At 30.3% G+C, this 15,877-nt stretch carries 18 protein-coding genes and 1 pseudogene; 17 read left to right on the forward strand and 2 right to left on the reverse strand.

The genetic code is table 11. From position 1 onward, the window contains the following. The first annotated feature begins 4 nt into the window (after positions 1–4). The gene (locus tag IGK03_RS02640; protein ID WP_002365261.1) at positions 5–685 is read left to right on the forward strand and encodes a hypothetical protein; all 681 of its coding nucleotides are present in this window, start codon (positions 5–7) and stop codon (positions 683–685) included. Next, positions 672–1,262, forward strand: coding sequence for an ATP-binding cassette domain-containing protein (locus IGK03_RS02645; protein ID WP_002394296.1), 591 nt, complete (start codon positions 672–674; stop codon positions 1,260–1,262). The genes IGK03_RS02640 and IGK03_RS02645 overlap by 14 nt, the downstream gene beginning before the upstream one ends. A gap of 540 nt (positions 1,263–1,802) precedes the next feature. Here the strand turns inward: IGK03_RS02645 and IGK03_RS02650 are convergent. Further along, positions 1,803–3,239, reverse strand: a complete 1,437-nt coding sequence (locus tag IGK03_RS02650) for a helix-turn-helix domain-containing protein (protein ID WP_016617132.1) — start codon at positions 3,237–3,239, stop codon at positions 1,803–1,805. A 224-nt stretch (positions 3,240–3,463) separates the two neighbouring features. Here IGK03_RS02650 and IGK03_RS02655 point away from each other — a divergent pair, with 224 nt between their 5' ends. The 10 genes from IGK03_RS02655 (at position 3,464) to IGK03_RS02700 (ending at position 10,870) form a co-directional block, all read left to right on the forward strand. Continuing rightward, positions 3,464–3,868 (forward strand): hypothetical protein, encoded by a 405-nt coding sequence (locus tag IGK03_RS02655; RefSeq protein WP_002407753.1) that lies wholly within the window; start codon positions 3,464–3,466, stop codon positions 3,866–3,868. A gap of 72 nt (positions 3,869–3,940) precedes the next feature. Next, positions 3,941–4,597, forward strand: a complete 657-nt coding sequence (locus IGK03_RS02660) for a hypothetical protein (protein ID WP_002407752.1) — start codon at positions 3,941–3,943, stop codon at positions 4,595–4,597. A 51-nt stretch (positions 4,598–4,648) separates the two neighbouring features. Next, the gene (locus IGK03_RS02665) at positions 4,649–6,613 is read left to right on the forward strand and encodes a hypothetical protein (protein WP_002407751.1); all 1,965 of its coding nucleotides are present in this window, start codon (positions 4,649–4,651) and stop codon (positions 6,611–6,613) included. Positions 6,614–6,629: 16 nt separating this feature from the next. Further along, on the forward strand, positions 6,630–7,268 hold the full coding sequence (locus IGK03_RS02670) for an MSCRAMM family protein (protein ID WP_010826862.1): 639 nt from the start codon (positions 6,630–6,632) through the stop codon (positions 7,266–7,268). A gap of 69 nt (positions 7,269–7,337) precedes the next feature. Further along, complete coding sequence (locus IGK03_RS02675) at positions 7,338–7,904, forward strand: WxL domain-containing protein (protein WP_002407749.1); 567 nt, start codon at positions 7,338–7,340, stop codon at positions 7,902–7,904. 104 nt (positions 7,905–8,008) lie between these two features. Then, complete coding sequence (locus IGK03_RS02680) at positions 8,009–8,335, forward strand: hypothetical protein (protein ID WP_002407748.1); 327 nt, start codon at positions 8,009–8,011, stop codon at positions 8,333–8,335. Between the two features lie 240 nt (positions 8,336–8,575). Further along, positions 8,576–8,818 carry a hypothetical protein gene (locus IGK03_RS02685; RefSeq protein WP_010826863.1) on the forward strand — a complete coding sequence of 81 codons (243 nt, stop codon included), beginning with the start codon at positions 8,576–8,578 and terminating at the stop codon, positions 8,816–8,818. A 72-nt stretch (positions 8,819–8,890) separates the two neighbouring features. Further along, a complete protein-coding gene (locus IGK03_RS02690; RefSeq protein WP_174118801.1) occupies positions 8,891–9,901 on the forward strand; it encodes a WxL protein host-binding domain-containing protein in 1,011 nt (336 codons plus the stop codon). 265 nt (positions 9,902–10,166) lie between these two features. After that, complete coding sequence (locus IGK03_RS02695) at positions 10,167–10,511, forward strand: YxeA family protein (protein ID WP_016617136.1); 345 nt, start codon at positions 10,167–10,169, stop codon at positions 10,509–10,511. Positions 10,512–10,720: 209 nt separating this feature from the next. Then, positions 10,721–10,870, forward strand: a complete 150-nt coding sequence (locus tag IGK03_RS02700; RefSeq protein WP_202334764.1) for a DUF805 domain-containing protein — start codon at positions 10,721–10,723, stop codon at positions 10,868–10,870. Between the two features lie 237 nt (positions 10,871–11,107). On the opposite strand, the gene IGK03_RS02705 is transcribed toward IGK03_RS02700, so the two are convergent. Next, a complete protein-coding gene (locus IGK03_RS02705; protein ID WP_002407743.1) occupies positions 11,108–11,548 on the reverse strand; it encodes a MerR family transcriptional regulator in 441 nt (146 codons plus the stop codon). A gap of 82 nt (positions 11,549–11,630) precedes the next feature. On the opposite strand from IGK03_RS02705, the pseudogene IGK03_RS02710 reads away from it, so the two are divergent. From IGK03_RS02710 to IGK03_RS02730, 5 genes and pseudogenes are all read left to right on the forward strand, one after another. Continuing rightward, positions 11,631–12,635 (forward strand): annotated as a pseudogene (locus tag IGK03_RS02710) (alpha/beta hydrolase). 13 nt (positions 12,636–12,648) lie between these two features. Next, a complete protein-coding gene (locus IGK03_RS02715) occupies positions 12,649–13,398 on the forward strand; it encodes a carboxymuconolactone decarboxylase family protein (protein WP_002365247.1) in 750 nt (249 codons plus the stop codon). Between the two features lie 2 nt (positions 13,399–13,400). Further along, positions 13,401–13,970 carry an acyltransferase gene (locus IGK03_RS02720; RefSeq protein WP_016617138.1) on the forward strand — a complete coding sequence of 190 codons (570 nt, stop codon included), beginning with the start codon at positions 13,401–13,403 and terminating at the stop codon, positions 13,968–13,970. Beyond that, a complete protein-coding gene (locus IGK03_RS02725) occupies positions 13,967–14,605 on the forward strand; it encodes a histidine phosphatase family protein (RefSeq protein ID WP_002394289.1) in 639 nt (212 codons plus the stop codon). Before IGK03_RS02720 ends, IGK03_RS02725 begins: the two co-directional genes overlap by 4 nt. A 224-nt stretch (positions 14,606–14,829) precedes the next feature. Further along, positions 14,830–15,861 carry a M23 family metallopeptidase gene (locus IGK03_RS02730; RefSeq protein ID WP_002410050.1) on the forward strand — a complete coding sequence of 344 codons (1,032 nt, stop codon included), beginning with the start codon at positions 14,830–14,832 and terminating at the stop codon, positions 15,859–15,861. Positions 15,862–15,877: the final 16 nt, after the last annotated feature.

Consider the following 15,877-nt stretch of genomic DNA (forward strand, 5'->3'; position numbering starts at 1 on the left):
GAAAATGTTTATCTCAGTTAAATCATATGCATTGTTTAATATTAAAATGTTACTGAAAGATAAAATCCCTTTATTGTGGTCAATAGCCTTACCTGTAATTACTTTTTTTATGAATTATAGAAGTGTAACAAATGAATGGGAATTGGCATATTGGTGGGTATATATTGTTGTTTGTTCCTATGTTTATGGAGTAGGAGTTTACGCATTACAATTAAAGGAATATGGAAGCTTAAAAACAATTTTTTCAATAAATAATTCACCTTGGGCATTTTTTTTAGGCAATCTATTGACGCAAATTATGTTTAGCTTTATCAGTGTAAACTTACTTAATTTAATTGTGGTTATTTTACTACCATTATCGTTTCTCCGTCTTTTTTTATATAGCTTTATTACTATTATAGCGTGTTTACCAGTTGCATTTTTTAGTTACAATTTAACTCTAATAAAAAAAGTGCATGCTAATACTATAAATTCAATATTTACAATGCTAATTTTTGGTTTATTTATATTGTTAAATACGAATATAGAGTTAAATAAATATAACCCTCTGTCAATTTTATCTAATGTTTTAATTGAACATAAAAATATGGATGTCTTCAAATATGTTACTTTTTCAATATTTTTAGTTTTTATTAGTATGTATTCTATAGTTAAATTTGAACCGATTTCAAATGAAAGAAGGTAAAGCTATGATCGAAATAAAGGATTTAAATATTCCTTATGTAGATAAAAAAATAAGTATGAATATTTTAAAAGAGTATAATTTATTTACTGGTGATAATGGTAACGGAAAAACCTTACTATTAGATTACATTTCAGGAGTAAAAAAGGCAAAAAGAACTGTAATTAAGGGGAATGAAAGTATCATATATATTAATCAAAACATATATTTTTCTGATCGTTTATCAGGAATGGACTTTCTGAAATTTAGTTATGGTTTGGACGGAAAAAAAAGTATTCAATCTTTTTATCAATTAAGCGATAAAATTCTTAAGCGTGAAGATATTGATAAGTTGCTTAAAAAACAATGGGGAATGCTTTCAGGAGGGGAAAAAAAGTTCCTTTATGCTCTTATTTTGATGTCTTTAGAAAGAGAATGGTATATTTTAGATGAACCGTTTGCTTTTGTAGATAAGAAAAGAAAAAAAATGTTATATAAGATTATAGATATTAAGATATCAGAAGATAAGGGTATTATTTTAACTACTCATGAAGAAGATGAAGTAGTATTAAAATCAGTTAGCAAGGTTTTTGAAATATAACTGTAAGAAGTAGTGTCATCATTTTAGAATATTTAATGTTGTACGATAAAAGAATGTATTATAATAAGCTTAGTCCTTAGTTTAAATTATAGTAAATATAAAATAATTATGTTTTTATATAGTAGCTTTTTTAAAAGTATTGATAATACTAGTTTGTAATGTTTTTTTACACAGTAACTAAATTCAAAAAGCAATGATTGTTAGCTCTGCTGTTAGCAATAATTGCTTTTTGAATTTAATAAATGGTTTTGGTGACTATTTATTTAGAAAAATTGAATTAGATAAATTTATATATATTAGTAATTATAGTATCAATGGATAACATGTGTCTTTTTGGCAGGTTGGCTTTTTAATTGCACAATCCATTCAAATAAATGAGTGTTTTTAATAATTTAGAAAGTTGTTTGGAAGTTGAGATTTATTAGTTATCTCATCCTCTTGTTTAAGTACTTCACAATAGTACCAAAATCACATAATTTAATAAATAAAAGTAACTACTAAAACGTTTGTGTAAAGGTTTTGGGTAGTTACTTTTATTTATTAACAATTTTCATAAAGAAATGATAATACTCTCTGCAAATCTTTCGCTATACTATTTCTAGAAACTGGAAACATAATTTTTTTACTATTTTTAGAAAATAGAACTCGTTCACAGATAATTAAAGGAGTCCAAAATTTTGTATTAAAATTAATAGAGTCTAAAGAATAATAAAGATTTTCATCTATGTGTACTTTAGAATTATTTAGCCACTTTAATAGACTTTCTCTATAAAGAATATGTGAAAGTTCATCTTCGGCAACAATCATGATAAAAAATTCCTTATGAGTAGATGTTGACAACAAAGAATAAGTTAACGAACAAAATCTATCTATTGCTAAATCATTGAAAACAATAGGATAATAAAATTTTGACCAATTATACAAAATTGATTGCACTTCTTTTTTATATAGTAATTGTTTTGGAGACAAATAATAATGCTTTTCTACAAATTGTGTTTGAATATTTAACCAAGTTGAAAAGACTAAATTGCTCAACGCTTTATTAAAAATAATATTATTTTGCAAATTAATGTTAAATGTGTTTTCAAAATTATGTATAAGGGGTTGTAATTCAGTATGCTGATTTAACAGTGTATACATAATATATTCATAATCTTCTAATAAAAAGTTGTATTTTGATTGATTTAAAGAAATTACTCTTAGATAGATTGATAAGTAGCCAATTTCATATGACGAAAGACTAAAACTAGGTAGAACTCTAATTGATAATTTTTTTACTTCTTTATAAAAAAAAGCAGATTTTACTTTTGCTAACTCAATTTCAGTAGGAAATAATAGTTTATTCTTTTTTGATCTTGTAATCATCAGATAAACTACTATTAATAAGACAGTGCGTTTCATATTTTCTAAAGAACATTTAAAATGTTGTTCAAGTTCATATACAAATAAAGAAGATTCCTTGTATTTTTTTGTATTTAAAATATTACTAGGGATACCTATACGAACCCATACAGAAATAATAAAATTCCTCCAATTTAACTCATTTTTGTAGTTGAATCCTTCTTTTTCAATATATAAATCTATCTCTTTTAAATATTCTAAAACCCTTTTTTTTAATCTAAATGCTTGGGTAACAGAAATAAATTCTTCTTCAACAATGGTTAAATAGTTTGTTTTATTATGTATATATTTATCACATGTCTTTAAAAATTGAGACTGAGAATATATTTTCCTATTAATCTCGTATCTGTCTATTTTTTTAGTGAAATTTATTGAAACAATTTTGTTTTTTAAAGAATAGGAGCAGGAATCTTTAGGTAAGTACTCCTGTATTTTTTTCATATCATTTTTCAAAGTATTAAAAGTAATATTCAGAATTCTACATAAATCTTCTACAGGGATAGATTTTGCTTCTATTAAATAATCTATCAATTTTACTTGTCTAAGAATATCTTTTTCTATATATTTTTCAATCATTTAATTACCTCAATTCCTAAATAATATTAGATTATAAAAATAGATATACATAGTTGCGACTTAGTTAAAATGATAACTGAGCAATTAAAATCTTACAATAATCCACAAATAAGTGATTACCTTTTTTTTAAAAATATCTATATTTTTGTGTAAAAAAATGTAAAAAATATTTGTATGGTTAGTGTAAACTAACTACGAAATTTATTTTGAAATGAGTGAAATTGATGAAACCTTGTTATTGGGAATTAAATCCAGAAGAACTTCTTAGAGAAAACCCATATTATTACCAAGAAAATAAAAGTGAAGACTTAAAAGATCTATCAGAATTAATAATATTTTACAAGAAATATTCAGATTTATGTGAGAACATACAAAAAAACATAAGCTTTTGTAATTTCAAAGAAAGTATAATTAGTATATTAGAGTACGAAGCTATTTTATCAGAAATAAGTTATTATCTTAGAAATATAGATTTTGAAACAATAGAAAATAAAAAACTAATTTCATTAATTAAAGAAGAATATTTAGTAGATTACTATCACAAACTAGAAAATAATGAAGAAGAATATTTTTTGACTTCTTTATTATATGATAAAGTTTTATCTCAAAGGAAAAAAAAATTTGGCTAATTTTTTTGTTTTAATCATTTTTAAGAAAAGCAAAAGATAATTTGTGTTTTTTAAGCTATAGGAGGAAATTTTATGAAAAAAATATATCAATTGTTAGTAGGATTTAGTTTATTGGGTATATTAATAGGTTGTGAAGTTAAAGAAACAAATTCACAATATACTAAGGAAACCACGAAAGCAAGTTCAACTAAAACTAATGAAAGTTCAAGTGAAAAACAAACATCTGATATTGAAAAAAATAATAATATAATTGCTAAAAAAATATCTAAAAATTGGTATGACAATCAAATACAAATAGACAATCAAGTACTTACTATGCCAATTAAATTGAAAGATTTGAATAATTTAGGCTTTGAATTGAAATATTCAGAACCATATGTATTGAACCCTAATGACTCAGTTATGGGGACACATTTGACAAATAAAAAAGGAAATACTATTTCTGGCACTTATTCAAACTTAACTGATAAAGCGATAGATATTAAAGAATCCAGTCTGACTTCAATTAATATAACAGATACAACTAACAAAGATTTAAATATCTTTTTTCCAGGAGAAGTGACATGGGGAAGTTCTATTGAAGAAATAAAAAAAATATATGGTGAACCAAAGGATGAATATGTTGGAGATAGTGGTTTTTCAATTCTAACGTACCAAGAGGATACAGATCATTATGCAAAGTTAACATTTTCAAATGGAAAACTAAAAGGTTATGAATTATATATATAACTTTAAATAGATAATTGTTTAATAGAATATTGTAGAGAAGGGGATAGTTCTATGAAAAAAAGTATTGTTTTAAATACAGTGGTATTAATTTCTAGTTATATTATTTTACCTACTGTAGCTATAGCAGAATCTAGTCAGCAAAACATGACTGATAGTAGTAATCAGAATCAAATAACAACAGCTAGTGATATTTCACAAGTTGATAATAAAGACATAGTTTCAAGTGAGAAAGATAATAATACTTTAGAAGAAAGTACAAAACAGGATTCGATGAAAGATACTACTGAATCAACAGAAGAAAGTAATGAGATTTCCGAAGGCGAAGAGAATAGTCCAGGTAAAAATAAAATAGATAATGGAGAAGCTAAAGTGTTTTCTACACCAAAGAAATCATCGATTAATGATATAAAAGATTGGGTTACTTTAGATACCAATTTTGGTAATAAAAAAGATGATACATCGCAGTTAATTATTAATCTGACAACTAAAGTATCCAATACCCCTATAAATTTTATTCCCAAAGGAACTAAAATAACATGTCATTTATCTAATGAATTAATAAGCTATCCAGCATTGGCTCTGGTTCCTGAATCAAATCCGTTTGTTAATTTAGAAAAAGATGAACAGTCTTCAACATTTTCTTTGATTTTTAAAACAGATTATAATATAGCTGCTGAAACAACTTTTGTGCTAAATACAATTGCAACTAATACTACTTCTAATGAAAAAAGTGGGGATTTAACTGCATCGATTGAAGACACTACAGGGCAATCAATTGCTATTCCTGTAACTAATCCGACTTTAGTGATTAATCCTATTCAGTATAAGATTCCTTTTGTTAATCCATACTGGGTATGGGATACTGGAGGAACATTTATTGGTCAAAATCAGAATCAAGTGGGTATCTATAAAAAAGGGAGTAAACAATTTAAATTTGTAACCACTATTAATCATTTTAGAAATAATATAGTAGGAACCTATGATGTAGAATTTCAAGCAGGATCTTTACAGAATCCAGATTGGTCGAGTTTGAAAATTAAATACGCGGATACAGGTAAAGATGTTCCTTCAAGTGAATATGCAATTGTTTCGCAAACAAGTAATACTTTGAAGTTACGTTTACCTAATTCTTTAACTTCTAATACAAAATTATTTATTTATTATGATACTACTCCTAAGACAGAAGATGTAGATACTATCTTTGAAAATACTTTTACTGTATATAGTAGTAAAACTGGAAAAGTTGAAGACTCTATGGGGGGCAGACAACTTCTTAGAACAAAGTTTCAAGGAAGAAGAGATTATGTATCATCAACGCCAGTTCTTGATGGTGATAATTTAGAATATTGGTATGGTGAGCCAGTAGATGTTCTTAGAGATTTTTGGGGTGGAGATGTCAATGATGGAGACTATGATTTTTCTAATCCAGAAGTAAGAAAAAGATTATTTGTTGAAGTAAGAACACAGGACGGACAAGTAGTTCCTTTAAATGAAGTAGAAAAAGGTATGCTTTCGCCAGGAACGTATGTAATGACGTATAGGATGACGAATATAATGGGATTTCAGAGTTTACCATTTACAAGAAATCTTGTAATAAAAGGAAGGCTAACATGGACCACACCAACATCAATATCATTTGGAACACACAAACTAGAAAAATTAGAACGGATATATCCAGTAGAAATAATTGAAGGTAGTCCACTAGAAGTAATTGATTCTCGTGGAAATGGTAGTAGCTGGACAGTAACAGCAAAATTAAAAGAAGAGTTTAAAAATAAAAGTAGTAAGATTGCTAAAAACATTCTGTTCTATAAAAATTTAAAGGGAGAAGAAGCTATTACTAACAGTTCTGCAGTTTTGATTGCTAAGAATACAATAGTAGATAATCAGTATAAGACGACGATTTCTAATCAATGGAATCAAGATAATGGCTTATATTTGAAGCCATCACCAGGAAATGTACAAAAAGGTGATTATACAGGAACAATTGAATGGACATTAAATGATGCGCCATAGAAAGGAAATAGAAGAGATGAAAAAAATCTATCAATGGTTATTAATGGGCGGCTTAATAGTTCTGACTTTTTGCTTAGGAATCACCACTTATGCAACGTCTAAAACGAGTCAGGCTGGAATCACTTTTACTGGAGATGGCTCAATTGAAGTCTCTGTAATTTTACAAAAAAAAGACAAAGAAACAAATAAAGTGCTTTCGGATGCAACGTTTGAACTACGAGATGAAACGGGGAAGTTAATAACCGTAAATCAGCCGATGACGACAGATGGAAAAGGAGAAATACACCTTACTCGATTGTTTCCAGGAAAATATACGTTTGTGGAAACCAAAAGCCCAAAGGGCTATCAATTAGATCAAACACCAATACCCTTTGAAGTAGGATTTGATAAAACGTCAGTAAAAGTAGTTGTGTATAATCAGAAAAATAAAAAGGTAGACGATATTAAGAATCCAACAACCAATTCAGAGAATAGTAGTAAAATACCAAATGCTGAAAATAAGAAGCCTGTAGGTCAAAAACAAGAATTAGGAAAACAAACTAAAGGGAAGTTGCCTAAAACAGGTACAAAAATTTCTTACACATGGGTATTTGTAGGGGTGTTTATTTTAGCTATAGTTGTTTATGGCACATATCGTAAATATAGAATGCGGTAATAATTATTGGTGTTAACAAAACATAGTTTTGTTGATATAAAATATCTTTAAGAAAGAAGGAGAAAATTTATGAAGTCAATGAAAGTAGCAGGCGCATTAACAGTAGCTATGATTGTAGGAGGGATTGGATTCTCTTCAATTTCTGCAGATGCAGTAGCGCCACAAAATAGTACAGGAAAAGTGACATTTACAGCGGGAGATTTAACTTTGGATAAAGTTCCAAGTTTTGATTTTGGTACGCAACAAATTACGACACAGGATCAAGATTATGATGCACAAGCACAAAGTGAAGTTCAAGTGACCGATTTGCGTGGTTCTTCAGCTGGATGGACACTAACAGTTACAGCAGGGAAGTTAAATGCTGGAATGAAAGAATTAGCAGGAGCTCAAGTAAGCTTAGCCAATGGTGCAGTAGTGAATTCAAGCAATGAAACAGTAACAGCTTCAAATACAACCTTGACACCAGAACAATCAGTGAAAGTGATGAATGCAGCTGCTGGAAACGGAAATGGTGTAACCACAAGCACTTGGCAAACAACAGGCGTGAAATTACATGTACCAGGAGCTTCAGCAAAATCGGCAGAACAATATACTGCGGATTTGACTTGGACATTGACAGATGCTCCAGCACCATAAACAGTAAGAGTAAATAAAGTGAAAATAGGGAAGCTTTATGCTTCCCTATTTTTGGAGTTTTGTGATACTCGGACAAATGTAAATGAACTGAGGTATTGAGAACAATGTATGGAATAAGAAGTCTATATGATGAGAAAACTATTCAAGATAAGAAAATAATTAAGGAAAAACGAGTAGAGTTATTACAATTAATGGCGTTAGATGATGACTGGCATAGAGATGAAGCCAGTGATTTATACAAGCAAATCATGAAGTGTAGTGAAGAATTAAGAATATTGACTTTAGATAGATGGAAAATCCGAAGAATTAGCAAAGACGAGTATAGGCGATTACGAAATTTAGGATTTACTCTTAATGAGATAGCGGAGTATTATGGTATTTCAGTTTCTTATTTAAACAAATGGCGCCAGAAAAACATGGTTACTGAATAAATGAAAAGATAAAAAATACGATTAGTTTTTATTTCATATCTTACAATGATTATAAGACTACCTATTGTATATTCTTTAAATTAACGACTCCCAATATTCGGTGGCTTTACAGATACCTGGTGGCAAATGATTATCTGTACTGCCCCGATAAGTTTAATTATTGGCATCATTGTATAGTTGAGGAAGATGAAATATTATAATAAGCTGCTAATGTATATAGAGAGAATAAGGAATAAAAAGATGAAAAAATATCCCTTTGTTGTAATTTTTTGTACAGAAGGAGTTTATGGATATTTTCCTGATATTAAAAGCATAAAGATAAAAGCTGATTTGGTTTCAACATGTTTAGTACTTGCAGAAAAAGAATTGGAAACTGAGATAAAAAAATATAAAAATTTGAATCTCCCATTACCTATAGCAAATCATATATCTTGTTACGTAGGTAATAAAAATTATGTAACTAACATAACAGTGTATCTATAAAATATTTTTATGGATATGGATGAGCTGTTGGTGGTAATACCAGATAGAAATAGTTAGAAAGGATGAGTTTTCATGAGACAGATATTGAACTACATAGGATTAGGAGTAGTTTTGTTAATTAGTATATTCGGTTTTACAATTACGGGAATAGCGACAGAAAATCAAGCAGATTTTTCAGTAAATGCAGAACAATCTGTTTATCAAGTGGATAAAACAAAGACTTATTTTGATTTGTCATTACCTGTGAATGAATCTGTGCCTCTGGTTATACATGTAACAAACAATTCTGAAAAAGTAATTGAAGTAGCAGGAGAATTGAGTCCAGCGACAACAAATATTAATGGTGTAGTAGAATATGGTAAGACAAAAAACCAACTTACTTCGAATGTTCCTTTTGATATTACGAAAGTTGCTTCTTTTGAAAAAGAAAAGCAGACAATTGCTCCTAAGCAGACTGTTGATTTTGTAGTAAATATTTCTGTTCCTACTAAAGATTTTGCGGGAATAGTGGCAGGAGGGATCACTCTTCGGGATGTTACAGAAGAAAAGACTCCAGTTGAAACAAAAGGAATGTTTAAAAATAAATTTGCCTATGCCATTGCATTACTTGTTCATGGAGAAAAAATGCCAGTAGAAAATACCATTACGTTAAAAGAAGTAATACCTACACAGGTAAATAGTAGAAATGTAGTTAGTGCAGCAATTGAAAATAAAACTGCAAACTATATCAATAAAGTATCAATTGAAGCAAGTGTTACGGATGCTAGCGAAAAAAAAGTGTTAAGTGAAAAGAAAGAAGATATGCAAATAGCGCCTAGTAGTATTTTTAAATTTCCGATTTATTATGAAAAACAAGTGATGAAGGCAGGAAAATATACACTGTTTATGACTGTAAAGTCAGAAAATAAAGAATGGCAATTAAAGAAATCTTTTAGAATTACAGAAGAAAAAGCAACAGAATTGAATAAAACAGATATTTCAGAGAAAGAAGAAAAAAAAGATATTAAATGGATTGTGATTGCTTTAGTAGGGGTTATTTTATTATTAATCATTGCTCTTATGTTTGTTTTGAGAAGGAAATAATTGTGAGAAGGAAAATTATTAGTATGAAATATTAAATGTTAGAAAGCAAGGTATTTACTTTAGTAGAGTTATTTTATAAGAATAGAAATCAAATTATCTAGAGCTTAGTCCGCTTATTTAACTGTTTTAAAGAAGTATATTTATACAAAATAATTTTCCGTTTTGTTATTTATTGTGAGGAAGATGAAATGAAAATTATTTAAACTTTATTTATTATTTTACTATAGATGTTTAAAACTAATTTTTATCTAAAGGAAGTGACATAATGAAAAAATCAGTACTATTATTTCTAACTATCTTTTGTTTGTTAGGTGGATTAGCTTGGTATATGATATATCCTCAGTATTATTATGTGAAAATAACAGGTAGTGGAATAGTTGATAAAAAGTATGAAAAACAGGAAACATATACGTATAATTTAAAAGGATATGATAAAACGGGAAATGAAAAAGATTTAACTTTTTCGACTCATCCAGATTTAAACCGTCCGTTCAAAAGAAATGCATATTTAAAAATTAGATACACTAATTTGAAGCGAGAAAATGGTTATGAAGAAGTTAAAAGAAGTGATATTCCTAAAGAAGCGTTAATTAGAATTGAATGTACTTAAAATACTATAGAATTAATTAAATTAGTTAACGTAAGAGTAATTATTTAGGATAGGAAAGGTAGACGAATTATGAGCCAATTTGCAAGTATAGATATTTTAGATGAGATGATTTTATTTTGGCTGAAATTGAATAGAAAGGTAAAATAACTTTCAAATAAACAATTAGAGACTTTTTTAGCTTTTACGTATTCTTCTGTAGAGACTTTAAAATGGTGGTTTCTTTTATTTTTATTTCAATCATAGTCATCCCAGGTATCGCTTTAAATATTAGGCGTAACCGTGATGTAGGATTAAACGGATGGGGAGCTTTTGTTTATATTTTATATTTTTATGACGCAATAAGTAAAGTATGGTTTTAGGTAGTAGTTTCCGTTGAAAAGTATTGAGAATACTGGTTTTTAATGTTTTTGTTTGTATAGTATATAAGTTCAAAAAGCAATGATTGTTAGCTCTGCTGCTAGCAGTTGTTGCTTTTTGAACTTAGTTAAATAGTGTAGTATATGAAAATTAAAGTGCTAGTGACAAATCTACTCTACTACTTTAAATACATTTGTTTTTTGTTTAGATTAACTCATTAAATGTACAATCGTTTCAAATTAATGAGAGTTTTCGTAATAAAGTTTTACCTCTTTTGGTAAGTTATTTGGAATTTTTGATTTAACAGCCACCTCATTCCCTTGCTTAAGGACTTCATCGTAGTACCAGCATTTAAATTTAATCATATCAAGAACTTTTTCCATCTGTCGCAATTCTTTTTCTACGCTTACTTTTTGTCGTTCAAATAGTTCTTTTCGAATTTTGAAAGTTTTTGACCCTAATTTTGTCCATTCCATAAATTGTTTAATATCTTTAATTTCTAATCCAGATTTCTTCAAGCATTCAATCACTCTTAAAGCTTCAATTTCGTTACTAGAAAATTTTCGAATACCGGAAACACGCGTTATTTCAGGAAATAATCCTTCTTTATCATAATAGCGGAGAGTTGAAACTGGAATGTTAAACATTTTTGATATTTCGCCGATTGAATATGCTGTCATAGCTCCTCCTGAAAAATTTTTATAATCAGACTTGACCTAAAGTTAAGTTTAGGTAGTAAGATTGTATTATTAAAAAAAATAAATGTCAACTATAGGAGGGAAAGCAAGGATGCTAGAAGATACTACAATGATTCAAAAATGGGATAAGGTATTCCAAAAAAGCGATAAGGTTAATCATCGTAAAGTGACTTTTACTAATCGATTTTGAATAGCTCTAGTTGCTGATTTATATGAACCAAAAAGACAAGCGGAAGAGTTTCCTGCAATTGCTGTGTGCGGTCCGTTCGGGGCAGTTAAAGAACAATCATCAGGACTTTATGCTCAAACAATGGCAGAACGGGGCTTTTTGACGATAGCTTTTAATCCGTCATTTACTGGAGAAAGTGGAGGGATTCCACGTAATGTTGCTTCTGGCGATATTAACACTGAGGATTTCCAAGCGGCTGTTGATTTCTTGTCGGTCCAAAAAAATGTTGCTCAGGATAAAATTGGAATTATTGGTATTTGCGGTTGGGGCGGCATGGCACTAAATGCAGCTGCAATTGATACAAGAGTAAAAGCAACCGTTGTTTCGACTATGTATGATATGTCTCGTGTAACAGCTAATGGCTATTTTGATTCTATTGATGTAGATGGTCGATATGAAATGCGTCAACAACTCAATGCACAACGTATTGAAGATTTCAAAAATGGGGATTATGCTCGTTCGGGTGGTGTTCCAGATAGTTTGTCAGAAAGTGCGCCTTATTATATTAAAGATTATTTCGATTATTACAAAACAGACCGCGGCTATCATAAGCGATCGTTGAACTCAAATGAAGGTTGGAATATGACGTCTGCTCTTTCATTGTTAAATACTAAATTTCTGTCTTATAGTGATGAGATTTTTAGTGCGGTGTTAATTATTCATGGTGAAAAAGCTCATTTTCGATATTTCGCAGAAGACGCTTTTAAGAAGTTGCAAGGAGATAACAAGGAGTTGCTAATTATTCCTAAAGCAACACACACTGATCTCTACGACAAAATAGACATCATTCCATTTGATAAAATGACCGAATTTTTTTATCAAAATTTGGAAGTAAGATAGGAGGAATTTGTAAATGATTGAGAAACAAACTGCTGGAAGAGATGTTTTAGGTGAATTTGCACCCAAATTTGCTGAGCTGAATGATGATGTGTTGTTTGGTCAAGTATGGGCAAGAGAAGATAAACTTTCTTTGAAAATGCGTTCTATTGTGACAATAACGGCGCTCATTTCAAAGGGAGTTATCGATTCATCTTTGAACTATCATCTGGAAACTGCTCGGAAAAATGGTGTAACTAAGACAGAAATGGCTGAATTATTAACACATCTTTCATTTTATGCAGGATGGCCGAATGCTTGGGCAGCGTTTCGATTGGCGAAAGAAGTGTATGTGGAGGACCATAACAAAGAAGAACATGGGGGATTGTTTGGTCAAGGGGAATTAAACACAGCTTATTCAGAATACTTTATTGGTCAAAGTTATTTGAAACCATTGACTGATCCAAAAGAAACAGTGTTTATTGCCAATGTCACGTTTGAACCAGCTTGCCGTAATAATTGGCATATTCATCATGCGAAATCAGGAGGAGGCCAAATCTTGATATGCGTAGATGGTGAAGGTTGGTATCAAGAAGAAGGAAAAGAAGCACAAAGCCTGAAGCCAGGGGATACCATTACAATACCTGCCAATGTAAAGCATTGGCACGGTGCAAAGAAAGATCGGTGGTTTAGCCACTTGGCGATTGAAGTGCCTGGGGTAGAAACATCAAACGAATGGCTAGAGCCTGTTAAAAATGAATTTTATGATAGTCTAAAGGAGTGTTAATAATGAAAGTAAGTATTGAAGATGTTATTAATGGGTACAGAAGTGATGCTCCTGTTGATTTAGAGCGAGATGCGTATGCTGAGGAGCTTTATCAAGAAGCGATAAAAATTGGAATAGAAATGAATACCAAGTATCATTCAGAAGAGGAATTACGAGAAATTATGAGTTACTTGATTGGAAAAAAAGTAGATGAAACTTTTCGTATATTTCCACCTTTTTATACGGACTTTGGTAAAAACATTACACTTGGCAAAAATGTCTTTATAAACTCAGGGACACATTTCCAAGACCAAGGTGGAATTGTGATTGGTGATGGTGTATTTATAGGACATAATGTAGTACTTGCTACAATTAATCACGACCTATTTCCAAAGAATAAACGTAAAAATCATTATGCGCCAATTGTGTTAAAAAATAACGTATGGATTGGTTCAAATGCTACGATTACTTCAGGTGTAACGATTGGTGAGTGGTCAGTAGTTGCAGCAGGTGCGGTCGCACCCTACACTGTAGTAGGTGGCGTTCCCGCTCGTGTGCTAAAATCAATAGATAAGGAAGAGAATGGTAGATGATTGATAAAACAACAAATTCAAAAGCAGATGAGACTGATAATATGAAGAAACTTTATCTTATGCGACATGGTGAAACGCTATTTAATAAATTAGGGAAAATTCAAGGAGCAAGTGACTCACCTTTGACTGAAGTAGGAATAAAACAAGCAAGAATTGCAAAAGAGTACTTCCAAAATCATAATATTAAATTAGATGCTTATTATTCCTCTACACAAGAGCGTGCATCAGATACACTAGAAATAATTATAGGAAATAAAAAATATAAGCGTATAAGGGAACTAAAAGAATGGAATTTTGGTATATTTGAAGGAGAAAGAGAATATTTAAACCCTAAAAGACCTATTGGGGAAACTTCATATGGTGATTCTTTTGTGCCTTATGGCGGGGAGTCTTCAAAAGTGGTGCAGGAAAGAATAAACAAAGGACTTACTAAAATTATGGAACAAGAAAATAACCAGAACGTTTTGGCAGTTAGTCATGGGGGGGCTATGTATCTATTTATACAAAAATGGCTAGCGTATGAAAAAGTTTCAAAGATAAACTTTTCAAATTGTTGTATTTTAGAGTTTGGGTATAAAAATAATAGTTTTGTATTTCTACAAGCGATAAATCATGATTTTTCTAATTTAGTTTAAAAAAGTAAACAGATCGGAAGTTAAAAAAACTTTTGACCTGTTTACTTTTTATGTATGCTTTTTGAATTTTAAATATTTTTCTTTTTTTATAAATAACAGCATATTGGTTTTGATATATCTTCTAGAGCTCTGTAAAATGTTATCGTGTTAGTATAATTATTTGAAATATATCGTACCTAGCAGTACATTAGTTTTGTAACTAATATTAATTAGGAGGGTTTTCTGTGAAAAAAACTTTAATTTCTGTTCTAGGGGTTTTATCTATCGTTGTTTCTATGGCATTTTCTTCTTATTCTGTCAATGCAGCTTCTAATGATTGGTCTTGGCCACTAGGCAAACCATATGCGGGAAGATATGAAGAAGGACAACAATTTGGGAATACCGCATTTGATCGAGGAGGCACTTATTTCCATGATGGGTTTGACTTCGGCTCTGCTATCTATGGAAATGGTAGTGTGTATGCTGTGCATGATGGTAAAATTTTATATGCTGGTTGGGATCCTGTAGGTGGAGGTTCATTAGGCGCATTTATTGTATTACAAGCAGGAGATACAAATGTGATCTATCAAGAATTTAGCCGAAATGTTGGGGACATTAAAGTTAGCACGGGACAAACTGTTAAAAAAGGACAGCTTATAGGGAACTTTACTTCTAGTCATTTACATTTAGGAATGACAAAGAAAGAATGGCGCGCTGCTCATTCTTCTTGGAATAAAGATGATGGCACTTGGTTTAACCCAATTCCTATACTTCAAGGAGGGTCTACGCCTACACCTCCAAATCCAGGACCAACAAATTTCACAACAAATGTACATTATGGTTTACACGTCCTTGGGGGATCTTGGTTGGGGGAAGTAACAAACTTTAACAATACTAATGATGGTTTTGCAGGTTATCCTAATCGGCAACATGATATGCTTTATATTAAGGTAGATAAAGGGGAATTGAAGTATCGTGTTCATACAGCTCAAAGTGGCTGGTTAGCTTGGGTAAATAAAGGAAATAAAAATGATACAGTGAATGGTGTAGCAGGTATTCAAGGACAAGCAATTGATGGTGTTCAGTTAAACTATATAACTTCTAAGGGAGAAAAATTATCACAAGCATACTATCGCTCACAAACTACGAAACGATCAGGATGGTTAAAAGTAAGTGCAGATAATGGTTCTATTCCGGGATTAGATAGTTATGCAGGAATTTTTGGAGAACCGTTAGATCGCTTGCAAATTGGTATTTCACAGTCTAATCCATTTTAAATTTAAAAAATAACAG

The organism is Enterococcus sp. DIV2453a, from assembly GCF_050533535.1.
GTDB classification, from domain to species: Bacteria; Bacillota; Bacilli; order Lactobacillales; family Enterococcaceae; genus Enterococcus; species Enterococcus faecalis.